Consider the following 22,250-nt stretch of genomic DNA (forward strand, 5'->3'; position numbering starts at 1 on the left):
CCACTAACTGTGTTGGAAAAGCTCAGAAACCGGCTGCTTAATTGGGCATTTGCCGGCTATATGGCCTGGACCTGGAAAATAAGTGAGAATGCGGGCCAATGGCGGCCGGCAAATCGCGCCTATCATATCCAAGATTCGTTACTAGCTTAAGGCCCAAGGTGCAAATGAAACGATCTGCTTTCTTTATCTCCGATGGCACGGGCATTACCGCCGAAACCCTCGGCCAAAGCCTCCTGGCGCAGTTCGAAAACATTACCTTCAGCAAAGTCACGCGGCCGTACATCGACAACGTGGACAAAGCGCGAGCCATGGTACAACAAATCAACAAAGCCGCCGAAACCGACGGCTTTCGTCCGATTATCTTCGACACCATCGTCAATCAGGACATTCGTGAGATTCTCGCTACCTCGAATGGTTTCATGATCGACATTTTCTCGACGTTCCTGGCACCGCTTGAGCAGGAACTGACCGAGCATTCTTCCTATACCGTGGGCAAATCCCACTCCATCGGCACCAGCTCCAACTACATGGAGCGTATCGAGGCGGTTAACTTCGCCCTCGATAACGACGATGGCGCCCGCACGCACTATTACGACAAGGCCGACCTGATACTAGTGGGCGTGTCGCGATGTGGTAAGACGCCGACGTGCCTGTACATGGCGATGCAGTTCGGGATCCGCGCGGCCAACTACCCGCTGACCGAAGACGACATGGAGCGCCTGCAACTGCCCAATGCGCTACGCGCCCATCAACACAAACTGTTCGGCCTGACCATCGACCCCGACCGCCTCACCGCGATCCGCAACGAACGCAAGCCCAACAGCCGCTATTCGAGCTACGCCCAGTGCGAGTTCGAAGTGCGCGAAGTGGAAAACCTGTTCCGTCGCGAAAACATCCCACACATCAACTCCACGCATTTCTCGGTGGAAGAAATCTCCGCGAAGATTCTCGTGGAGAAAGGTGTGGAGCGGCGTTTCAAATAATTGAAGCCACGCTTCTGCTTATGTAGGAGCTGCCGCAGGCTGCGATCTTTTGATCTTGTCTTTTAAAATCAAAAGATCGCAGCCTGCGGCAGCTCCTACGGAGGTCTGTCTAAATCACGAATAAATCCACAAACCGGTTCACTGGTGTCGCCTCAAGCTTCTGCTGATCCTTGCACAACGCAAAAATCTCCTCGCTGCGCTGCCCGGTGAAACGTGTCAGCAAGTTCGCCCTGAATTTATCCTCCAGCAACGGAATGCCTTCGACCCGACGCCGACGATGGCCAATCGGGTATTCCACCACCACGTTTTCGGTGCTTGACCCATCCTTGAAAAATACCTGTACCGCGTTGGCAATCGAGCGTTTATCGGCCTCCAGATACTCACGGGTGAAACGCGGTTCCTCAACAATCACCATCTTGTCGCGCAGCACATCGATGATCGGATGCGCCTTGTGGAAATCATCTTCGTAGTACTCGGCCACCAGATTACCGAAGGCCAACGGCACGGCCGTCATGTACTGGATGCAGTGATCGCGATCAGCGGCATTGGCCAGCGGACCGACCTTGGAAATGATGCGGATCGCCGACTCGTGCGTGGTGATGACGATCCTGTCGATTTCATGCAGGCGATTGCGCACCTGCGGGTGCAAGGTCACCGCCGCCTCGCAGGCCGTTTGCGCATGGAACTCGGCCGGAAAACTGATCTTGAACAACACGTTTTCCATCACATAACTGCCGTACGGCCGCGAAAAACTGAAAGCCCGTTTGTCCTCAGGCTTGAGCGCCAGGTCATTGTTGGTGTGGCTGAACAACACGTCGTAAAAACCCCATTGCTTAGCGCTCAACACGCCGGGAATGCCCATCTCGCCGCGCATCGCCATGTCCGCAAAACGCACGCCACGACTGGACGCATCTCCCGCCGCCCACGACTTGCGCGAACCAGCATTCGGCGCATGCCGATACGTGCGCAACGCCTGTCCGTCGGCAAACGCGTGGGACAACGCTGACAACAACTGCTCGCGATTGGCCCCCATCAGTTTGGCGGTGACTGCGGTCGAGGCCACTTTCACCAGAATGACGTGATCGAGGCCGACACGGTTGAACGAGTTTTCCAGGGCGATCACGCCTTGAATCTCATGGGCCATGATCATCGCTTCAAGAACTATACGAACAGTCAGCGGTGCTTCGCCATTGGCCAGACGCTTTTGTGAAAAATGGTCAGCCACCGCAAGAATGCCACCGAGGTTATCCGACGGATGCCCCCACTCCGCCGCAAGCCAGGTGTCGTTGTAGTCGAGCCAGCGCACGATGCAGCCAATGTCCCACGCTGCCTTCACCGGATCGAGTCGGTAACTGGTCCCCGGCACCCGGGCACCGAACGGCACGACGGTGCCTTCGACCATGGGCCCCAGATGCTTGGTGCACTCGGGAAAACGCAGGGCCAGCAGACCGCAACCCAAGGTATCGATCAGGCAGTTGCGCGCGGTATCCAGCGCCTCTGCTGACTCGATCCTGAAGTTGAGGACGTAATCGGCAATGTCCTGCAGGACCTTGTCGTAGTCGGGGCGGTTGTTCAGGTCGACGTTGGCACTCATGTTCGATTCACTCTATGAAGTGGGTCGTTGATGGAACCTCGGTTCAGGAATCTCGGTGTATCACTGCTTTCTTGTGTTGAAATCAGATCACTTGTAGGAGCTGCCGCAGGCTGCGATCTTTTGACTTTGTTTTTTAGAATCAAGATCAAAAGATCGCAGCCTTCGGCAGCTCCTACAGGGTTTTTGTTGCTTAGAAAGAGTCACCCGGAACGCGAACGAAGCCTTCCATCAACACCCGCGCACTGCGGCTCATGATGGCTTTGTTCACGGTCCATTCACCGTTGACCTGACTGGCTTCGGCGCCGACGCGCAAGGTGCCGGACGGATGCCCGAAGCGCACCGCGTTGCGTTCGGTACCACCAGCGGCGAGGTTAACCAGCGTGCCGGTGATCGCCGCCGCCGTGCCGATGGCGACGGCCGCCGTGCCCATCATCGCGTGGTGCAGCTTGCCCATCGACAGTGCACGTACCAGCAGGTCGACATCGCCTGCCGCAATGGCTTTGCCGCTGGACGAAACGTAATCCGCCGGTTTGGCCACGAAGGCCACTTTCGGCGTGTGCTGGCGCTTGGCGGCTTCGTCGACGTTGGAAATCAGGCCCATGCGCAGCGCGCCATAAGCTCGGATGGTTTCGAACATCAGCAGCGCTTTCGGATCGCCGTTGATCGCGCCTTGCAGCTCGGTGCCCTTGTAGCCGATGTCTTCGGCGTTGACGAAAATCGTCGGGATGCCGGCGTTGATCAGGGTCGCCTTGAAGGTGCCGACGCCGGGTACTTCGAGGTCATCGACGAGGTTGCCGGTGGGGAACATCGAACCGCCACCGCCCTCTTCGTCCGCTGCCGGATCGAGGAATTCAACTTGTACTTCGGCGGCCGGAAAGGTCACGCCGTCGAGTTCAAAATCGCCGGTTTCCTGCACCTCACCGTTGGTGATCGGCACGTGGGCGATGATGGTCTTGCCGATGTTGGCCTGCCATACGCGAACCACGGCGACGCCGTTGTGCGGGATGCGGCTGGCGTCGACCAGGCCGTTGCTGACCGCGAACGAGCCGACTGCCGCGGTCAGGTTGCCGCAGTTGCCGCTCCAGTCCACGAAAGGCTTGTCGATAGAGACCTGGCCGAACAGGTAATCAACGTCGTGATCAGCCTTGGTGCTTTTCGACAGGATCACGGTTTTACTGGTGCTGGACGTCGCGCCACCCATGCCGTCGATTTGCTTGTCGTACGGGTCGGGGCTACCGATCACGCGCAACAGCAATGCATCGCGGGCCGAGCCTGGAACCTGGGCCGCTTCAGGCAAATCCTTGAGGCTGAAAAATACGCCTTTGCTGGTGCCGCCGCGCATGTAAGTTGCTGGAATCTTGATCTGAGCTGCGTGAGCCATGTGCGCTTACTCCTAACCTTGAAAACAGACACGGGACTTAAAGTCCCGTGTTTGCACAGCTGTATTAAACGGCAACCGCCGACTCTTCGAGGAAGTCCTGGGCGAAGCGTTGCAACACGCCGCCGGCCTCGTAGATCGACACTTCTTCAGCGGTGTCGAGGCGGCAAGTCACCGGCACATCGACGCGCTCACCGTTCTTGCGATGGATCACCAGCGTCAGCTCGGCACGCGGAGTGCGCTCGCCGATGACGTCGTAGGTTTCGCTGCCATCGATCGCCAGAGTGTGACGGTTAGTGCCTGGTTTGAACTCCAGCGGCAACACGCCCATGCCCACCAGGTTGGTGCGGTGAATGCGCTCGAAACCTTCGGCGGCAATCGCTTCGACACCGGCCAGACGCACGCCTTTTGCGGCCCAGTCGCGGGACGAACCCTGACCGTAGTCGGCACCGGCGATGATGATCAGCGGCTGCTTGCGGTCCATGTAGGTTTCGATGGCTTCCCACATGCGCATCACTTTGCCTTCCGGCTCGACACGGGCCAGCGAACCCTGCTTGACCTTGCCGTTTTCCTGGACCATTTCGTTGAACAGTTTCGGGTTAGCGAAGGTCGCGCGCTGCGCGGTCAGGTGGTCACCACGATGCGTCGCGTAAGAGTTGAAGTCCTCTTCCGGCAAACCCATTTTCGCCAGGTATTCGCCAGCGGCGCTGTCGAGCATGATCGCGTTGGATGGCGACAAGTGATCGGTGGTGATGTTGTCCGGCAGCACCGCCAGCGGGCGCATGCCCTTGAGCGGACGCGCGCCGGCCAGTGCGCCTTCCCAGTACGGCGGACGGCGGATGTAGGTGCTCATTTCACGCCAGTCGTACAGCGGCGTGACTTTCGGGCCGGTGTCTTCGTGGATGGCGAACATCGGGATGTACACCTGACGGAACTGCTCAGGTTTCACCGAGGCTTTCACCACGGCGTCAATTTCTTCGTCGCTCGGCCAGATATCTTTCAGGCGAATTTCCTTGCCGTCGACCACGCCCAGCACGTCTTTTTCGATGTCGAATCGGATGGTGCCGGCGATGGCGTAAGCGACCACCAGAGGCGGCGACGCGAGGAACGCTTGCTTGGCGTACGGGTGAATCCGGCCGTCGAAGTTACGGTTGCCGGACAGTACCGCAGTGGCGTACAGGTCGCGATCGATGATCTCTTGCTGGATCACCGGGTCCAGTGCCCCGGACATGCCGTTGCAGGTGGTGCAGGCGAAGGCCACGACGCCGAAACCAAGCTGATCCAGTTCTTTGGTCAGGCCGGCTTCGTCGAGATACAGCGCGACGGTTTTCGAACCCGGCGCCAGGGACGATTTGACCCATGGCTTGCGTGTCAGGCCGAGCTTGTTGGCGTTGCGCGCCAGCAGGCCGGCGGCGATCACGTTGCGCGGGTTGCTGGTGTTGGTGCAGCTGGTGATGGCGGCAATGATTACCGCGCCGTCCGGCATTTGGCCCGGCACATCGTCCCACTGGCCAGAGATGCCTTTGGCGGCCAGATCCGACACCGCGACACGGGCGTGCGGGTTGCTCGGGCCGGCCATGTTGCGCACCACCGAGGACAAGTCGAAGGTCAGGCCGCGCTCGTATTGCGCGCCCTTCAGGCTGTCGGCCCACAGGCCTGTGGCCTTGGCGTAGTTCTCGACCAGTTGCACTTGCTCGTCTTCACGGCCGGTCAGCTTGAGGTAGTCGATGGTCTGCTGATCGATGTAGAACATCGCCGCGGTGGCGCCATATTCCGGGGCCATGTTGGAGATGGTCGCGCGGTCGCCGAGGGTCAGCGCCGATGCGCCTTCGCCGAAAAATTCCAGCCATGCGCCAACCACTTTTTGCTTGCGCAGGAACTCGGTCAGCGCCAGCACCATGTCGGTGGCGGTGATGCCCGGTTGCAGCTTGCCGGTCAGCTCGACGCCAACGCTCTCTGGCAGGCGCATCCACGAGGCACGACCGAGCATTACGCTCTCGGCTTCAAGACCACCGACACCGATGGCGATCACGCCCAGCGCATCGACGTGCGGGGTGTGGCTGTCGGTGCCGACGCAGGTATCCGGGAAAGCCACGCCGTCACGCACCTGGATCACCGGAGACATTTTCTCCAGGTTGATCTGGTGCATGATGCCGTTGCCCGGCGGAATCACGTCGACGTTCTTGAACGCCTTCTTGGTCCAGTTGATGAAGTGGAAACGGTCTTCGTTACGACGGTCTTCAATGGCGCGGTTCTTCTCGAACGCTTCCGGATCGAAGCCACCGCGCTCGACGGCCAGGGAGTGGTCGACGATCAGTTGCGTCGGCACCACCGGATTCACTTGCGCCGGGTCACCGCCTTGCAGGGCGATGGCATCACGCAGGCCAGCGAGGTCGACCAGTGCGGTCTGGCCGAGGATGTCGTGGCACACCACGCGGGCCGGGAACCACGGGAAATCGAGGTCGCGTTTGCGCTCGATGAATTGCTTCAGGGATTCGGTGAGCGTGGCCGGGTCGCAGCGACGCACAAGGTTTTCCGCCAGTACGCGAGAGGTGTACGGCAGGGTGTCGTAGGCGCCAGGCTCAATGGCCTCGACTGCCGCACGGACGTCGAAGTAATCCAGTTGGCTGCCGGGCAGCGATTTGCGGAATTCAGTGTTCATCGGTCAGGACTCGGGTCACGGTAGTTTCAAAAGGTGGGCCTGGCACAGTTCCTGAGCTGACTTCGATCGCCTGTAGGAGCTGCCGCAGGCTGCGATCTTTTGATCTTCAAAAAGCAATATCAAAAGATCGCAGCCTGCGGCAGCTCCTACAGGGTCACCGGTTCATTCAGTGAGCTGTGCAGGCATTCCCACCATTCAGCGTTGTTCGATTGGCACGAACTTGCGCTGTTCGACGCCGGTGTATTCGGCGCTTGGACGGATGATGCGGTTGTTGGCGCGTTGTTCGTACACGTGGGCGGCCCAGCCGGTCAGGCGCGAGCAGACGAAAATCGGTGTGAACAACTTGGTCGGAATGCCCATGAAGTGGTACGCCGAGGCATGGTAGAAGTCGGCGTTCGGGAACAGTTTCTTCTGCTCCCACATGGTCTTGTCGATGGCTTCGGAAACCGGGAACAACACCGTGTCGCCCACTTCGTCAGCGAGTTTTTTCGACCAGCCCTTGATCACTTCATTGCGAGGATCGTTGTCCTTATAGATCGCGTGGCCGAAGCCCATGATCTTGTCCTTGCGCTCCAGCATGCCCAAGGTGCCTTTGATCGCGTCTTCCGGCGACGAGAAGCGCTCGATCATTTCCATCGCCGCTTCGTTGGCGCCGCCGTGCAACGGGCCGCGCAGCGAACCGATGGCCGCGGTGATGCAGGAATACAGATCGGACAGGGTCGAGGCGCAAACGCGGGCGGTGAAAGTCGATGCGTTGAACTCGTGCTCTGCGTACAGAATCAGCGAAACGTTCATCACTTTGACGTGCAACTCGCTCGGCTTCTTGCCGTGCAGCAGGTGCAGAAAGTGGCCGCCGATGGACTGCTCGTCGCTCACGCAATCGATGCGCTTGCCTTCATGACTGAAGCGATACCAGTAGGTCATGATCGCCGGGAATGCAGCCAGCAGACGGTCGGTCTTGTCGTGCTGCTCGGAGAAGTTGTTCTCCGGCTCAAGGTTGCCCAGGAACGAGCAGCCGGTGCGCATCACGTCCATCGGGTGGGCGTCGGCGGGGATGCGTTCCAGCACTTCTTTCAGCGCCTGCGGCAGGTCACGCAGCTTGCTCAGCTTGGTGATATAGGCATTGAGTTGCGCTTTGCTCGGCAGTTCACCGTACAGCAGCAAGTAAGCGACTTCTTCGAACTGTGCGTCAGCCGCCAGTTCACGAACGTCATAACCACGATAAGTCAGACCGGCACCCGACTGGCCCACGGTGGACAGTGCGGTTTGCCCGGCGACCTGGCCACGGAGCCCGGCGCCACTGAGTACTTTTGCTTCGGCCATTTCTGCCTCCAATTTTCTTGAATTTGTTAGGGAATCGGCAAATTGTGCTTCATCAGGTTATTCGGGTGGTTCTCGAAAGATCGCAGCCTCGTTGCACTCGACAGCTCCTACAGGGGAGCGCGATTCATGCAGGAGCTGCCGAAGGCTGCGATCTTTTGACCTTCATTTTTTAGCGGCAAACAACGCATCGAGCTTCTGCTCGAAGGTGTGATAGTCGATGCGATCGTAAAGCTCCATGCGAGTCTGCATGGTGTCGATGACGTTCTGTTGCGTGCCGTCGCGGCGGATCGCGGTGTAGACGTTTTCCGCGGCCTTGTTCATGGCACGGAAGGCCGACAGCGGGTACAGCACCAGCGACACGTCGGCCGCAGCCAGTTGCTCGGTGGTGTACAGCGGCGTCGCGCCGAATTCGGTGATGTTGGCCAGGATCGGCGCTTTCACGCGGTTGGCGAACAGCTTGTACATGTCCAGTTCGGTAATGGCTTCCGGGAACACCATGTCGGCACCGGCCTCGATGCACGCAGCGGCGCGATCCAGGGCAGACTCCAGACCTTCGACCGCCAGGGCGTCGGTACGGGCCATGATCACGAAGCTGTCATCGGTACGCGCATCAACGGCAGCCTTGATGCGGTCGACCATTTCCTGCTGGGACACGATTTCTTTGTTAGGACGGTGACCGCAGCGCTTGGCGCCAACCTGGTCTTCGATGTGAATCGCGGCCGCGCCGAACTTGATCATCGACTTGACGGTGCGAGCAACGTTGAACGCCGAAGAACCGAAACCGGTGTCGACATCGACCAGCAAAGGCAAATCGCAGACATCGGTAATGCGACGCACGTCGGTCAGCACGTCATCCAGGCCGGTGATGCCCAGGTCCGGCACGCCGAGAGAGCCCGCGGCCACCCCGCCACCCGACAGGTAGATCGCCTTGAAACCGGCGCGTTTGGCCAGCAGCGCGTGGTTGGCGTTGATCGCGCCGACCACTTGCAATGGATGCTCGCTGGCGACCGCATCGCGGAAACGCTGGCCTGGAGTGCTCTTGTTGAAACTCATGACTCACCTCGTTTGGCTGTCGGGTTGGCGCCGTCCTGGTAATGACGGGCGATGTTGCGTTTGGAGGCGCCGATGTGACGGCGCATCAACAACTCGGCCAGTTCACCGTCACGGTCGGCGATGGCATCGAGAATTCGGTGGTGCTCGGCAAACGCCTGATGCGGGCGATTAGGCGTGGTGGAAAACTGGATGCGGTACATGCGCACCAGTTGATAGAGCTCGCCGCAGAGCATCTGGGTCAGCGTGCGGTTGCCGCTGCCCTGGATGATTCGGTAATGGAAGTCGAAATCGCCTTCCTGCTGGTAATAGCCACGGCCAGCCTGAAACGCCTCGTCGCGTTCATGGGTTTCCAGCACCCGACGCAGTTCGTCAATTTCTTCGACGCTCATGCGCTCGGCCGCCAGACGGCAGGCCATGCCTTCCAGGGATTCGCGAATTTCGTAGAGCTCGACCAGCTCCGCGTGATTGAGCGAAACCACCCGTGCGCCGACGTGCGGTACGCGCACCAGCAGGCGCTGGCCTTCCAGACGGTGGATGGCCTCACGCAGCGGGCCGCGGCTGATGCCGTAGGTGCGGGCCAGCTCCGGTTCGGAGATTTTGCTGCCCGGCGCGATATCGCCCTTGACGATGGCCGCCTGAATGCGGCGGAAGACGTTCTCGGAAAGCGTCTCCGAATCGTCTTGCGTAGAAACCGGGGGATCGAGTTGATCCAGCATATTGTCGACACCTTGAAAGCCAATGCCGCAAAAACTAGCGAATACGCAGGGCATAGTCAAAGGATAAATGGATATTGTCGACAATCGTCTAATAACCGGCCGCACCATAACAAAGCAACCCTATGGGTTATAGCCACCCGCCAGCGGTGGCGCCAACAAACCACCGTGCTAGAATGCCGCCCGCATTTGTTGTCACATCTGCACTGCCTGTCATAAAACCCTGATAGGCATACGAAGGAGCTTGCGCAGCAATGCCAGGGTCTTGAATCGAAGTACGGCCCGCTGCGCACCAGGATTTATGAGACTCAAGCCCTTTCCCACCTTTCTTTATCTTCTTTGCCTGCCGGGGTTTGCAGCGGCGGGGGAAAAGACCGTTTACGGCCTCAATGAATACGCAGCCCTGGGCGGAATCGACCTGGAAGTGGCCGCGAAACTCGACACCGGGGCGAAAACCGCCTCGCTGAGTGCCCGCGACATCAAGCGTTTCAAGCGCAATGGCGAGTCCTGGGTACGTTTCTACCTGGCCATCGATGCCGCCCATTCGCACCCGATTGAACGGCCACTGGCCCGCGTCAGCAAGATCAAGCGCCGGGCCGGCGACTACGATCCCGAAGAGGGCAAGAAGTACACCGCCCGTCCGGTGATCGAGCTGGATATCTGCATGGGCTCGGCTTTACGCAGTATCGAAGTGAACCTTACGGACCGAAGTGCCTTCCAATACCCGCTCTTGATTGGCTCCGAAGCGCTTAAACGCTTCGATGCGCTGGTCGATCCCAGTCTTAAATACGCTGCCGGCAAACCCGCCTGCGCTACCGACGCTCATACCGCAGAGTAATTCCAATGCGCTCTCTTACCCTTCATCTGAAAATGCTGATCGCCATCCTGGTGGTGCTGGGCATTTCAGTTACGGCCTATCAGATCTTCGTGCTCGGCATTCCCGTGACCGAAGACGCCACCGACGACTTGTGGAACATCGACGCCAAGGTCGAGTTCGTCGCCAGTGCCAAAGACCCGGTCAAGATCCAGATGTTCGTGCCGCCGCTGAGCCGCGACTACGTGAGCCTCAACGAGAGTTTCATCTCCAATAACTACGGCGTGGCCGTGAACCGGGTCGACGGCAACCGCAAGGTCACCTGGTCGGCACGTCGGGCCAAGGGCAACCAGACGCTTTATTACCGCCTGGTGCTGACCAAGCGCTACACCGCTGAAAAAGCCAAGATCAAAGGCCCGACCTTCCGCGACAGCATTGCCGTGGAAGGCCCGGAGAAACTCGCCGCCGAAGCGCTGCTCGCACCGATCCGCCAGCATTCGGCCGACGTCGAGACCTTCATCAGCGAAGCGATCAAGCGTGTCAACAACAGCAACGACGACAACGCCAAGATGCTGCTGGCCGGCGACCCGACGCCGGCGCACAAGGCGAAGATCGTCGAACTGCTGCTGTCTATCGCGCACGTGCCAGTGGAGAAGGTCCACACCATTCGCCTGGTGGCCGACCAGCCGCAAACACCCGAACTCTGGCTGCGCAGCTTTAACGGCACCGACTGGCTGTACTTCAACCCGGAAACCGGCGAGCAAGGCCTGCCGACCGACCGCCTGCTGTGGTGGACCGGCGACGAGAACTTGATCACCGTCGACGGCGGTAAGAAAGCCACTGTCACCTTCAGCATGAACAACAGCGAAATGAACGCCATTCGCCTGGCCAAGCTGACGGATGAAAACACTGACGCCAATTTCCTCGAATACTCGCTGTACGGCCTGCCGCTGCAAACCCAGCAGACGTTCATGATCATGGTGATGATCCCGATCGGCGTGTTGGTGATCCTGATCCTGCGCAACCTGATCGGCATCCAGACACTCGGCACGTTCACGCCTGTACTGATTGCCCTGGCCTTCCGCGAAACCCAGCTCGGGTTCGGCATCGTGCTGTTTACGATCATCACGGCACTGGGTCTGTCGCTGCGCTCCTACCTTGAACACCTCAAGCTGCAAATGCTGCCGAGGCTGTCGGTGGTGCTGACGTTCGTGGTGGTGCTGATCGCGGCCATCAGCCTGTTCAGCCACAAACTGGGCCTGGAACGCGGACTGTCGGTTGCGCTGTTCCCGATGGTGATTCTGACCATGACCATCGAACGCCTGTCGATCACCTGGGAAGAGCGCGGCGGGGGCCATGCCATGAAAGTGGCGATCGGCACACTGTTCGCCGCTTCCCTGGCGCACTTGATCATGAGCGTGCCGGAACTGGTGTACTTCGTGTTCACGTTCCCGGCGATCCTGTTGATCCTGGTAGGCTTCATGCTGGCGATGGGTCGCTATCGCGGTTACCGCCTGACCGAGCTGGTGCGTTTCAAGGCCTTCCTGAAAAAGGCTGACGCTTGATGTTCGGCTTCTGGAAAACCTGGAAGGCCCTGGAAGCCCGGGGCATCATGGGCATCAATCGGCGTAACGCAGACTACGTGCTCAAGTACAACAAGCGCAGTCTGTACCCGATTGTCGACGACAAGATCATCACCAAGGAACGCGCGATCGCCGCCGGCATTCATGTGCCGGAACTGTATGGCGTGATCTCCACGGAAAAGGAAATCGACAAGCTCGGCGAGATCATCGGCGGGCGCAACGACTTCGTGATCAAGCCGGCCCAAGGCGCGGGCGGTGACGGCATCATTGTCGTCGCCGACCGCTTCGAGGGTCGCTACCGCACGGTGTCCGGCAAGATCATCGCCCACGAAGAAATCGAGCACCACATTTCCAGCATCCTCACCGGCCTGTATTCCCTGGGTGGCCACCGTGACCGGGCGCTGATCGAATACCGCGTGATCCCCGACCAGATCTTCAAGAGCATCAGCTACGAAGGCGTGCCGGACATCCGCATCATCGTGCTGATGGGCTACCCGGTGATGGCCATGCTGCGCCTGCCGACCCGGCAGTCCGGCGGCAAGGCGAATCTGCACCAAGGCGCCATCGGTGTGGGTGTCGACCTCGCCACCGGCCTGACCCTGCGCGGCACCTGGCTGAACAACATCATCACCAAACACCCGGACACCACCAACGCGGTAGACGGCGTGCAACTGCCCTACTGGGACGGTTTCATGAAACTCGCCGCTGGTTGCTATGAGCTGTGCGGGCTGGGTTACATCGGTGTCGACATGGTGCTGGACCAGGAGAAAGGCCCGTTGATTCTGGAGCTCAACGCCCGTCCGGGCTTGAACATTCAGATCGCCAACGATTGCGGCCTGACGTTGCGCACCCATGCGGTCGAGGCGCGCCTGGAAGAGTTGAAGGCTCGTGGTGTTACCGAAACCGTGGAAGAGCGCGTGGCGTTCGTGCAGGAAATGTTTGGGCATATTCCGCCGGTTGAAGGTTGATCCCACACATCCCCTCTAGGAGCAATTCCCCGAGGGGACTACAATCGCCACCCCGCCTCGATGGCTGATCTACCCCGCCCATGCTGACCTGTTCCGTACACCCGCTACCCTATTGCGCCAACCCCGCCGAGTACTTTGCGGCCATTCGTCATGCCCCTGGTGCCGTGCTGCTCGACAGCGGCCGCCCGAGTGCCGACCGCGGGCGCTATGACTTGCTCAGCGCCTGGCCGCTGGAACAACTGACGGTATCGCCCGACGAAAGCGGCGGCGATTTCCTGCAACGCCTTCGCGACAATCTGGCACGGCTCGGTGAAGCAACGGTTGGCCATGAGCTACCGTTCGCCGGCGGTTTGATCGGTTACCTGAGCTATGACTTCGGTCGCCATCTGGAGAACCTGCCAAGCCAGGCGCAAGACGACCTGCAATTGCCGGATGCGCGGTTCGGCCTGTACGCCTGGGCGCTGATCAGCGATCACCAGCAGCTGACAAGCCAGTTGGTGTTTCACCCGACCGTGGCCGAGAGCGAGCGCCAGCGCCTGATCCAGCTGTTCAGCCAGCGGTCCACCGCAGTGCACGGCCCTTTCAAGTTGCAAGCGCCGATGCATGCCGATCTGAGTGCCGATCAGTATCGCCAGGCGATTGAGCGGATTCAGCAGTACATCCAGGCCGGTGACTGCTATCAGGTCAACTTCGCCCAGCGTTTTCGCGCACCGTGCCAAGGTGACCCATGGACGGCGTATTGCGCATTGCGGCTAGCGTGCCCTACTCCGTTCTCCGGATTCCAAAGCCTGCCTGACGGCGGTGCGGTACTGAGCCTGTCGCCAGAACGCTTCGTCAAAGTCAGCGAAGGCCACGTCGAAACCCGTCCGATCAAGGGCACTCGCCCGCGAGGTCTGAACCCTGCCGAAGACGCAGCAAACGCCGCAGAACTGTTGGCCAGCCCCAAGGATCGCGCAGAAAACCTGATGATCGTCGACCTGCTGCGCAACGACCTCGGTCGTACCTGCCGCACCGGTTCGGTCACGGTGCCGGAGTTGTTCAGCCTGGAAAGTTATCCGAACGTGCATCACCTGGTGAGCAGCGTAACCGGCGAACTGGCGGATGACCGGGATGCACTGGACCTGATCGCTGGCAGCTTCCCCGGCGGCTCTATCACCGGCGCACCAAAAATCCGGGCGATGCAAATCATCGACGAATTGGAGCCAACCCGACGCGGACTGTATTGCGGCTCGTTGCTGTATCTGGACGTGCGCGGGGAGATGGACAGCTCCATCGCCATTCGCAGCTTGCTGGTCAAGGATGGGCAGGTGTGTTGCTGGGGCGGCGGCGGGATTGTTGCCGATTCCGAGTGGCAGGCCGAGTATCAGGAATCGATCACCAAAGTGAAGGTGCTGCTCGATACCCTGCAAAACCTCTGACACCCTGCCCCTGTAGGAGCTGTCGAGTGAAACGAGACTGCGATCTTTCGATTTTTTAAGATCAAGATCAAAAGATCGCAGCCTGTGGCAACTCCTACAGGCGATTCGAAGCCTTGATGAACTCCTGCTTCAGCGCTTCAAACGTGTGCACCGCCGGGAACTGCGGGAACTCGGCAATCACGTTATCCGGCGCATGGAACAGAATCCCCGCATCCGCCTCACCCAGCATCGTGGTGTCGTTGTAGGAGTCCCCCGCCGCAATCACCCGGTAGTAGAGACTCTTGAACGCCAGGACCGATTGACGCTTGGGGTCTTTCTGGCGCAACTGATAGCTCGTCACCCGCCCGGTGTCATCGGTAATCAGGCGATGGCAAAGCAGGGTCGGGAAGCCCAGCTGACGCATCAGCGGCTGGGAGAACTCGTAGAACGTGTCCGACAGAATCACCACTTGAAAGCGCTCGCGCAGCCAGTCGACGAATTCGATGGCACCGTCCAGCGGCTTGAGCGTGGCGATCACTTCCTGGATGTCGGAGAGTTTCAGGCCGTGCTCGTCGAGAATCCGCAAGCGCTGCTTCATCAGCACGTCATAGTCGGGAATGTCCCGGGTGGTGGCCCTGAGGGATTCGATCCCGGTTTTTTCGGCGAAGGCGATCCAGATTTCCGGAACCAGCACACCTTCAAGATCCAGACAGGCAATTTCCACAAGACACTCCCATTTGTATTGTTTATTGGTCGAGCGAGTTAAAAGACTGCCGAACTCTAGCGACTCCGCCCCCACCGCGCAACGCACAGGACGCCCCGACCGGCGCAGGTTTTTGTTACCATCGGCCCCATATAGAGCGCCCAGCGCCACCGACCTGTAGGAAGCCGCCCTGATGAGCCCAACGTTCGACGTCGTGGAACTCGCCACGACCTATGCCAACAAATCCGCCCAGGACATCCTGAAACTCGCGTTTGCCGAGTTCGGTGATGAACTGTGGATATCTTTCAGCGGCGCCGAAGATGTGGTGCTGGTGGACATGGCCTGGAAGCTGAACAAGAACGTCAAAGTGTTCAGCCTCGACACCGGCCGCTTGCACCCGGAGACCTATCGCTTCATCGATCAGGTGCGCGAGCACTACAAGATCGACATCGAACTGGTGTCGCCGGACTACACCAAACTCGAACCGTTCGTGAAGGAAAAAGGACTGTTCAGTTTCTACAAGGACGGTCACGGCGAATGCTGTGGCATCCGCAAGATCGAACCGCTACGACGCAAGCTCTCAGGCGTGAACGCCTGGGCCACCGGCCAGCGCCGCGACCAGAGCCCTGGCACCCGCAGCGCCGTCGCGGTGATGGAGATCGACACCGCGTTCTCCACCCCGGAACGCACCCTGTACAAGTTCAACCCGCTGGCACAAATGACCAGCGAAGAGATCTGGGGTTACATCCGCATGCTGGAGTTGCCCTACAACAGCCTGCACGAACGCGGCTTTATCAGCATCGGCTGCGAACCGTGCACCCGTCCGGTCCTGCCGAACCAACATGAGCGCGAAGGCCGCTGGTGGTGGGAAGAAGCGACCCAGAAAGAATGCGGGTTGCATGCGGGCAATATCATCAGCAAAGCGTAACCCTTACTTTTCTGCCCTGTGAAATCCCTGTGGGAGCTAGCCTGCTAGCGATGGCGGTATATCAGTGATTATAACGTTGACTGATCAACTGCCATCGCCAGCAGGCTAGCTCCCACATTGGTCCGCATCGGACGCCCCAAAAAATGTGTACACACGAATGTCACCGAAGGTGCCATTTATGTGTGCACTTTTTTGTTTCCACGCCCCCAAAAGTTACATTTCTTTCCCGACGTGATTCATCTGCGCTCGCCAGACCTGCCCGTGAAAAATAAATACCTGTTCAAACGGTCAATTTATATTTTTTATTTTTCAGCAACTTGGCGAAACGCCATAACCAAACGAAATGAGCAGTGCTTTTCATAGATCCTGCCACTGGCATGGAAGTCGCTTAAGTGCATACATGTTTTGTATACAATTACCTCAAAACATACACACACTTAAGATCCGCAAGCCTGAAGCGCCCTTTCCCGTACAGGCTGCAGATGCCCCGTAACCAATGATATTCGCTACACCGCGACGAAGATTTGTCGAGCCATGCGCTCATGCACAGTCATCGCGGCGTCGAGCATCAGGAGCCTGCCGGAATGCGTACAAGTCTCTCAAACAACAATATTGCGCTGGATCTGCCCTCCTCCCACGCCACCCCACCCGCTGTGGATCAAACGCTGCAATCGCCTGTGGTGCTCAGCCCACGCCTGCACAACAAAGACCTGGCGCCGACCAAAGCCGAAGGTCGGCGCTGGGGCCGCTACAGCATCTTCGCGTTGTGGACCAACGACGTGCACAACATCGCCAACTACTCGTTCGCCATAGGCCTGTATGCGCTGGGACTGGGTGGCTGGCAGATTCTGCTGTCGCTGGGGATCGGCGCGGCGCTGGTGTACTTCTTCATGAACCTTTCCGGCTACATGGGCCAGAAAACCGGTGTGCCGTTTCCGGTCATCAGCCGGATCAGTTTCGGCATTCACGGGGCGCAGATTCCTGCGTTGATCCGGGCCGTTATCGCCATCGCCTGGTTCGGGATTCAGACATACCTGGCCTCGGTGGTCTTTCGCGTCTTGCTGACGGCCATCCATCCCGGCTTCGCCGAATACGACCATGACTCGATTCTCGGTCTGTCGACCCTGGGCTGGGTGTGCTTCGTGGCGATCTGGTTCGTGCAGTTGGCGATCCTCGCTTACGGCATGGAAATGGTGCGCCGCTATGAGGCGTTTGCCGGGCCGGTGATTCTGCTGACCGTCGCCGCCCTCGCCGCGTGGATGTACTTTCAGGCCAACGCGACGATCGCCTGGTCAATCCGCGAACCACTGACCGGTGGCGAGATGTGGCGCAATATCTTTGCCGGCGGCGCGCTGTGGCTGGCGATCTACGGCACGCTGATCCTGAATTTCTGCGACTTCGCCCGTTCCTCGCCGTGCCGCAAGACCATCAAGGTCGGCAACTTCTGGGGCTTGCCGGTCAACATTCTGGTGTTCGCGGCCATCACCGTCCTGCTGTGTGGCGCGCAATTCCAGATCAATGGCCACATTATTGAAAGTCCTACGGAGATCATCGCCTCGATCCCCAACACGATCTTCCTGGTCCTGGGTTGCCTGGCGTTCCTGATCGTCACCGTGGCGGTGAACATCATGGCCAACTTCGTCGCCCCGGCTTTTGTACTCAGCAACCTGGCGCCCAAATACCTGACGTTCCGCCGCGCCGGGTTGATCAGCGCGACCATTGCCGTGCTGATCCTGCCGTGGAACCTCTACAACAGCCCGCTGGTGATCGTGTATTTCCTGTCCGGCCTCGGCGCGCTGCTCGGCCCGTTGTATGGCGTGATCATGGTCGACTACTGGCTGGTACGAAAAGGTCAGGTCAACGTGCCGCAGTTGTATAGCGAAGACCCCAACGGCGCTTATTACTACAGCCGCGGGGTCAATTTGCGCGCCGTCGCGGCGTTCATTCCCGCCGCCTTGATCGCCATCGTCCTGGCACTGATGCCGGGTTTCCACAGCATTTCACCGTTTTCCTGGCTGATTGGCGCTGCGATTGCAGGGATGCTCTATCTGATCATCACCAAACGCCAGCCGCACTACGCCGACGTCAGCGGTGAAGCCATCGCCGTCGATAACGTCAGCCATTAAATCCATCGCGGCCCGGCAGCGTCGGGCCGCAGAACCACCCGCTATAAGGACTTCCCATGCGAATTCTCGTGGTCAACGTCAACACCACCGAATCCATCACCCAGGCCATCGCCCGCTCGGCTCAGGCAGTGGCCGCGCCCGGCACGGAAATCGTTGGCCTGACGCCCTACTTCGGTGCCGATTCCATCGAAGGCAACTTCGAAAGCTACCTCGCCGCCATTGCCGTCATGGATCGGGTCATGGCCTACGACCAGCCTTTCGATGCAGTGATCCAGGCCGGTTACGGTGAACACGGCCGCGAAGGCTTGCAAGAATTGCTCAACGTACCAGTGGTGGACATCACGGATGCCGCGGCGAGCACCGCGATGTTTCTGGGCCACGCCTATTCGGTGGTCACCACGCTTGATCGGACCGTGCCACTGATCGAGGATCGCCTGAAACTCTCCGGGCTCTGGGATCGCTGCGCCTCAGTGCGTGCCAGCGGTTTGGCCGTGCTGGAACTGGAACACGAACCGCAACGCGCGCTGGAGGCCATCGTGCACCAGGCGGAGTTGGCTGTGACCCAGGACAAAGCCGAAGTGATCTGCCTGGGCTGCGGCGGCATGGCCGGGCTGGATGAGCAGATTCGTCTGCGCACCGGCGTGCCGGTAATTTATGGTGTGACGGCGGCAGTAACCATTGCCGAGTCGTTGGTGCGGTTGGGATTGTCGACGTCGAAAGTGCGGACGTATGCGACACCGCGGCCGAAGAATATCATTGGCTGGCCGGGGCGGTTTGGGCGGTAGACCGCGTCATCATTTATCGCCAGCAGGCTGGCTCCCACAAGGAGTTTGCGAACGCCGCAGATCCAGTGTGGGAGCTAGCCTGCTAGCGATGGCAGCACCTCGGTCTCAAACCAGTCTCAAATCGCACTGAACCGCTGCCCCAACCCCTGCTCCGCAAACTGCTCAATAATGAAATCGACAAACGCCCGGGTCTTGCCCGGCAACAGTTTGTGCTCGGCGTAATAAATCGAAATACTGCCGTCATCGATGTACCAGTCCGGTAGCACTCGCTGCAACGTGCCCGCCTCCAGATAATTCGCTGCAAACGGCATACTCACCAGCGCAATGCCGAGGCCTTGGGCGGCGGTGGCGCAAGCGGCATCCGAGTCGCTCATGGTCATGCGCACCTTGAGCGTCAACGGACGACAGTGCTGGGGGCTGTGGCCGGTCAACTGCCAGGAGCGCACTCGCCCGGTTTGCGGCGACCGAATCAGGATGCCATCGTGATGCTGAAGATCCTCGGGCTCGGTGATCGCCGGGTGCTCCTGCAAATACTCGGCAGACGCGAGCAATACCCGATGCGCCGGTGCCAGCTTGCGCGCAACCACGCCTGGGGGCAGCTCGAATCCACCCCCGATTGCCGCGTCGAATCCCTGACCAATCAGGTCGACCTGGCGATTGTCAAAATGCCAGTCTGGATTGATCTCCGGATAGCGGCGCAGAAACTCACCGAGCAGCGGCACCACATACAACCGCCCGAATACCGTGCCCATGCTGACCTTCAAGGTACCCGCCGGTCGGCCTTGGGCGTTGGCCAGATGGGCGACGGCATTCTGTATGTTGGTCAGGCTGGCACTGACCTGACTCAAAAACAGTTGACCGGCCTCGGTCAGCGTCAGGCTGCGAGTGCTGCGCTGGAACAACCGAACGCCGAGTCGCGCTTCCAGTTTCGCCACACTTTTACCCACGGCGGCCGGTGTCAGGCTCAGGCGCCGTGCCGCTTCGGCGAAGCTGCCGACTTCGGCACTGCGCACGAAGCATTCGATACTGCTGAAGGTTTCCATGGTGAACCACTATAAACTTTTGGTTTACACAGACTATAGCAATTACCGTCTACACAGCCTGCAATCCTCAATCGATACTAGGCTCCATCAACCGGGACATCTCGCCTCGGGACTTTGGAGATCGAAATGACTACTCAGAACCTCAGCGGCAAAGTGGCATTGATTCAAGGTGGTTCCCGCGGCATCGGCGCCGCCATCGTCAAACGCCTGGCCGCGCAAGGCGCGACAGTAGCTTTCACCTACGTCAGCTCCACAGCCAAGGCTGAAGAACTGCAAAACAGCATCATCGCTGATGGCGGCAAAGCCCTCGCCATCAAGGCCGACAGCGCCGACGCCGAAGCCATCCGCAACGCCGTGAACGCAACGGTAAAAACCTTTGGTCGCCTGGATATCCTGGTCAACAACGCTGGCGTGCTGGCGGTTGCACCGCTTGAAGATTTCAAACTCGAAGATTTCGACCAGACCTTGGCCATCAACGTGCGCAGCGTGTTCGTCGCCACCCAGGCTGCCGCCCGCCACATGACCGAAGGCGGTCGCATCATCAACATCGGCAGCACCAACGCCGATCGCATGCCCTTCGCCGGTGGTGGTCCGTACGCCATGAGCAAATCGGCACTGGTGGGCCTGACCAAAGGCCTGGCCCGTGACCTGGGCCCTAAAGGCATCACCGTCAACAACGTACAACCAGGCCCGGTCGACACCGACATGAACCCGGCCGACGGTGACTTCGCCGAGAGCCTGGTGCAACTGATGGCTGTCGGGCGCTACGGCAAGGTTGAAGAGATTGCCAGTTTCGTCGCCTACCTCGCAGGCCCTGAGGCGGGTTACATCACCGGCGCGAGCCTGACCATCGACGGCGGCTTCGGCGCCTGATGGTTTAAACGCGATCCAGACCCGGGAGCGGAAAACTCCGCTCCCATCGGGTCAGGCTTTCAAGTGGCGATAACTCTGTACCGCAGACCCAAGCACCACCGCCCCCGCGCCAATCGCCAGCCAAAACCCGCTTCTGGCACCGAACGCATCCACCATCCAGCCCGACCCCGCCGCACCAATCGCCACGCCAATACTCAAACCGGTGACCAACCAGGTCAGGCCTTCAGTGAGTTTGGCCGCCGGTACGATCTGCTCCACCAACGCCATCGCCACAATCAGCGTCGGCGCAAAGAACAGCCCGGCAACGAACACCGCCAGTGACAACCCGAGAATGTTCACCGCCAGCAACAGCGGCAACGTCGTCACCGCCGTAGCGATCCCGCCGTAGAGAAACAAACGCGGCAGCGGCACTTTCGAGCGCAAGGCACCGAACGCCAAACCGGCCATGCACGAACCGATGGCATACACCGACAGCACAATGCTCGCCGCCGCCGGTTGGCCCTGTTGTTGCGCGAACGCCACGCTGACCACGTCCACCACGCCGACGATGGTGCCCATCGCGACCATCAACAGCATCAGCAACTGGATGTCCACGGAGCGAATGATCGACCTGGCGTGATGTTCTTCATGGGGATGCACCGGCGGCTCGGTGCTGCGTTGCGAGACAAACGCCGTGACCCCGATCGCCAGCATCAGCAATGCAGCCAATGGCCCGGCCTCGGGAAACGCCACCACGCACAGCCCCACCGACAACGGCGGCCCGACAATAAAGCAGACTTCGTCCAGCACCGACTCCAGGGCATAGGCGGTTTGCAGTTGCGGTTGGCCGCGATACAGCTCGGTCCAGCGCGCCCGCACCATCGCCGACATGCTCGGCATGCAACCGGCGATTGCCGCGAACACGAACAACGTCCAGTTCGGCGCCTGCAATCGTGTGCACAGCAACACCAACAGCAAGGCCCCGCCACCGATCAGCGCCGACACCGGTAAAATTCGCCGCTGGCCAAAACGGTCCACCAGCCGCGACACCTGCGGCGCACAAAACGCCGTGGCCAACGCAAACGTCGCGGCCACCGCGCCAGCCAACCCATAGCCACCCTGCAGCTGTGAAAGCATGGTGATCAGGCCGATGCCGGTCATGGAAATCGGCATGCGCGCGATCATCCCGGCCAGCACAAAAGCACGGGCGCCCGGGGCTTTGAACAGTTCGCGGTAGGGGTTGGCCATGGGTGCAGGTCTCGTCAGGGGCCTGCACGTTGCCATAAACGCTGATTGGCGGGAAAGCGGGGAATTGTTGGTTGAATGTGAAGGCCCTATCGCCAGC

18 protein-coding genes are annotated in these 22,250 nt (G+C 59.7%); 9 read left to right on the forward strand and 9 right to left on the reverse strand.

Annotation, left to right across the window (positions count from 1 at the left end; translation table 11 throughout):
- The first annotated feature begins 164 nt into the window (after positions 1-164).
- The gene (ppsR, locus tag KVG88_RS24300; protein ID WP_075949118.1) at positions 165-983 is read left to right on the forward strand and encodes a posphoenolpyruvate synthetase regulatory kinase/phosphorylase PpsR; all 819 of its coding nucleotides are present in this window, start codon (positions 165-167) and stop codon (positions 981-983) included.
- A 109-nt stretch (positions 984-1,092) separates the two neighbouring features.
- On the opposite strand, the gene prpD is transcribed toward ppsR, so the two are convergent.
- The 6 genes from prpD to KVG88_RS24330 form a co-directional block, all read right to left on the reverse strand.
- Positions 1,093-2,577: a 2-methylcitrate dehydratase gene (gene prpD / locus KVG88_RS24305; protein ID WP_217872962.1), complete on the reverse strand. Its 1,485-nt coding sequence runs from the start codon at positions 2,575-2,577 to the stop codon at positions 1,093-1,095.
- A gap of 190 nt (positions 2,578-2,767) precedes the next feature.
- A complete protein-coding gene (gene prpF / locus KVG88_RS24310; RefSeq protein WP_217872963.1) occupies positions 2,768-3,958 on the reverse strand; it encodes a 2-methylaconitate cis-trans isomerase PrpF in 1,191 nt (396 codons plus the stop codon).
- Between the two features lie 64 nt (positions 3,959-4,022).
- Positions 4,023-6,617, reverse strand: coding sequence for a Fe/S-dependent 2-methylisocitrate dehydratase AcnD (gene acnD, locus KVG88_RS24315; protein ID WP_217872964.1), 2,595 nt, complete (start codon positions 6,615-6,617; stop codon positions 4,023-4,025).
- Between the two features lie 195 nt (positions 6,618-6,812).
- Entirely contained in the window at positions 6,813-7,940 is a 1,128-nt protein-coding gene (gene prpC / locus KVG88_RS24320; protein WP_150701015.1) for a bifunctional 2-methylcitrate synthase/citrate synthase, read from the reverse strand.
- 162 nt (positions 7,941-8,102) lie between these two features.
- Positions 8,103-8,993, reverse strand: coding sequence for a methylisocitrate lyase (gene prpB, locus KVG88_RS24325; RefSeq protein WP_150701014.1), 891 nt, complete (start codon positions 8,991-8,993; stop codon positions 8,103-8,105).
- On the reverse strand, positions 8,990-9,709 hold the full coding sequence (locus KVG88_RS24330) for a GntR family transcriptional regulator (protein ID WP_150701013.1): 720 nt from the start codon (positions 9,707-9,709) through the stop codon (positions 8,990-8,992). The genes prpB and KVG88_RS24330 overlap by 4 nt, the downstream gene beginning before the upstream one ends.
- A 298-nt stretch (positions 9,710-10,007) precedes the next feature.
- Here KVG88_RS24330 and rloA point away from each other — a divergent pair, with 298 nt between their 5' ends.
- The 4 genes from rloA (at position 10,008) to pabB (ending at position 14,489) form a co-directional block, all read left to right on the forward strand.
- Positions 10,008-10,544 carry a retropepsin-like aspartic peptidase RloA gene (gene rloA, locus KVG88_RS24335; protein WP_150701012.1) on the forward strand — a complete coding sequence of 179 codons (537 nt, stop codon included), beginning with the start codon at positions 10,008-10,010 and terminating at the stop codon, positions 10,542-10,544.
- Positions 10,545-10,549: 5 nt separating this feature from the next.
- Positions 10,550-12,085 (forward strand): osmotic stress tolerance membrane protein RloB, encoded by a 1,536-nt coding sequence (gene rloB, locus KVG88_RS24340; RefSeq protein WP_150701011.1) that lies wholly within the window; start codon positions 10,550-10,552, stop codon positions 12,083-12,085.
- Positions 12,085-13,071 (forward strand): alpha-L-glutamate ligase-like protein, encoded by a 987-nt coding sequence (locus KVG88_RS24345; RefSeq protein ID WP_150701010.1) that lies wholly within the window; start codon positions 12,085-12,087, stop codon positions 13,069-13,071. The genes rloB and KVG88_RS24345 overlap by 1 nt, the downstream gene beginning before the upstream one ends.
- Before the next feature lie 80 nt (positions 13,072-13,151).
- The gene (gene pabB / locus KVG88_RS24350; protein ID WP_150701009.1) at positions 13,152-14,489 is read left to right on the forward strand and encodes an aminodeoxychorismate synthase component I; all 1,338 of its coding nucleotides are present in this window, start codon (positions 13,152-13,154) and stop codon (positions 14,487-14,489) included.
- 94 nt (positions 14,490-14,583) lie between these two features.
- On the opposite strand, the gene thrH is transcribed toward pabB, so the two are convergent.
- On the reverse strand, positions 14,584-15,192 hold the full coding sequence (gene thrH, locus KVG88_RS24355; RefSeq protein WP_150701008.1) for a bifunctional phosphoserine phosphatase/homoserine phosphotransferase ThrH: 609 nt from the start codon (positions 15,190-15,192) through the stop codon (positions 14,584-14,586).
- A gap of 172 nt (positions 15,193-15,364) precedes the next feature.
- On the opposite strand from thrH, the gene KVG88_RS24360 reads away from it, so the two are divergent.
- The 3 genes from KVG88_RS24360 to KVG88_RS24370 all read left to right on the forward strand — a co-directional run bounded on the left by KVG88_RS24360 (position 15,365) and on the right by KVG88_RS24370 (position 19,010).
- A complete protein-coding gene (locus KVG88_RS24360) occupies positions 15,365-16,099 on the forward strand; it encodes a phosphoadenylyl-sulfate reductase (RefSeq protein ID WP_150701007.1) in 735 nt (244 codons plus the stop codon).
- Between the two features lie 584 nt (positions 16,100-16,683).
- Complete coding sequence (locus KVG88_RS24365) at positions 16,684-18,225, forward strand: NCS1 family nucleobase:cation symporter-1 (protein ID WP_217872965.1); 1,542 nt, start codon at positions 16,684-16,686, stop codon at positions 18,223-18,225.
- A 56-nt stretch (positions 18,226-18,281) separates the two neighbouring features.
- Entirely contained in the window at positions 18,282-19,010 is a 729-nt protein-coding gene (locus KVG88_RS24370) for an aspartate/glutamate racemase family protein (RefSeq protein WP_217872966.1), read from the forward strand.
- Positions 19,011-19,126: 116 nt separating this feature from the next.
- Here KVG88_RS24370 and KVG88_RS24375 read toward each other — a convergent pair whose 3' ends face one another.
- Complete coding sequence (locus KVG88_RS24375; protein ID WP_217872967.1) at positions 19,127-20,053, reverse strand: LysR family transcriptional regulator; 927 nt, start codon at positions 20,051-20,053, stop codon at positions 19,127-19,129.
- A gap of 126 nt (positions 20,054-20,179) precedes the next feature.
- Here KVG88_RS24375 and KVG88_RS24380 point away from each other — a divergent pair, with 126 nt between their 5' ends.
- Positions 20,180-20,926, forward strand: coding sequence for a 3-oxoacyl-ACP reductase family protein (locus KVG88_RS24380; RefSeq protein WP_217872968.1), 747 nt, complete (start codon positions 20,180-20,182; stop codon positions 20,924-20,926).
- 51 nt (positions 20,927-20,977) lie between these two features.
- Here KVG88_RS24380 and KVG88_RS24385 read toward each other — a convergent pair whose 3' ends face one another.
- Positions 20,978-22,153 (reverse strand): MFS transporter, encoded by a 1,176-nt coding sequence (locus tag KVG88_RS24385; RefSeq protein ID WP_217872969.1) that lies wholly within the window; start codon positions 22,151-22,153, stop codon positions 20,978-20,980.
- Positions 22,154-22,250: the final 97 nt, after the last annotated feature.

Source organism: Pseudomonas azerbaijanoccidentalis (assembly GCF_019145495.1).
Classification (GTDB): Bacteria; Pseudomonadota; Gammaproteobacteria; order Pseudomonadales; family Pseudomonadaceae; genus Aquipseudomonas; species Aquipseudomonas azerbaijanoccidentalis.

What these genes read in the sequence shown, in the direction of transcription:
- ppsR (WP_075949118.1), top strand. Translation starts at nt 165, where the DNA reads ATGAAACGATCTGCTTTCTTTATCTCCGATGGCACGGGCATTACCGCC.
- prpD (WP_217872962.1), bottom strand. Translation starts at nt 2,577, where the DNA reads ATGAGTGCCAACGTCGACCTGAACAACCGCCCCGACTACGACAAGGTC.
- prpF (WP_217872963.1), bottom strand. Translation starts at nt 3,958, where the DNA reads ATGGCTCACGCAGCTCAGATCAAGATTCCAGCAACTTACATGCGCGGC.
- acnD (WP_217872964.1), bottom strand. Translation starts at nt 6,617, where the DNA reads ATGAACACTGAATTCCGCAAATCGCTGCCCGGCAGCCAACTGGATTAC.
- prpC (WP_150701015.1), bottom strand. Translation starts at nt 7,940, where the DNA reads ATGGCCGAAGCAAAAGTACTCAGTGGCGCCGGGCTCCGTGGCCAGGTC.
- prpB (WP_150701014.1), bottom strand. Translation starts at nt 8,993, where the DNA reads ATGAGTTTCAACAAGAGCACTCCAGGCCAGCGTTTCCGCGATGCGGTC.
- KVG88_RS24330 (WP_150701013.1), bottom strand. Translation starts at nt 9,709, where the DNA reads ATGCTGGATCAACTCGATCCCCCGGTTTCTACGCAAGACGATTCGGAG.
- rloA (WP_150701012.1), top strand. Translation starts at nt 10,008, where the DNA reads ATGAGACTCAAGCCCTTTCCCACCTTTCTTTATCTTCTTTGCCTGCCG.
- rloB (WP_150701011.1), top strand. Translation starts at nt 10,550, where the DNA reads ATGCGCTCTCTTACCCTTCATCTGAAAATGCTGATCGCCATCCTGGTG.
- KVG88_RS24345 (WP_150701010.1), top strand. Translation starts at nt 12,085, where the DNA reads ATGTTCGGCTTCTGGAAAACCTGGAAGGCCCTGGAAGCCCGGGGCATC.
- pabB (WP_150701009.1), top strand. Translation starts at nt 13,152, where the DNA reads ATGCTGACCTGTTCCGTACACCCGCTACCCTATTGCGCCAACCCCGCC.
- KVG88_RS24360 (WP_150701007.1), top strand. Translation starts at nt 15,365, where the DNA reads ATGAGCCCAACGTTCGACGTCGTGGAACTCGCCACGACCTATGCCAAC.
- KVG88_RS24365 (WP_217872965.1), top strand. Translation starts at nt 16,684, where the DNA reads ATGCGTACAAGTCTCTCAAACAACAATATTGCGCTGGATCTGCCCTCC.
- KVG88_RS24370 (WP_217872966.1), top strand. Translation starts at nt 18,282, where the DNA reads ATGCGAATTCTCGTGGTCAACGTCAACACCACCGAATCCATCACCCAG.
- KVG88_RS24375 (WP_217872967.1), bottom strand. Translation starts at nt 20,053, where the DNA reads ATGGAAACCTTCAGCAGTATCGAATGCTTCGTGCGCAGTGCCGAAGTC.
- KVG88_RS24380 (WP_217872968.1), top strand. Translation starts at nt 20,180, where the DNA reads ATGACTACTCAGAACCTCAGCGGCAAAGTGGCATTGATTCAAGGTGGT.
- KVG88_RS24385 (WP_217872969.1), bottom strand. Translation starts at nt 22,153, where the DNA reads ATGGCCAACCCCTACCGCGAACTGTTCAAAGCCCCGGGCGCCCGTGCT.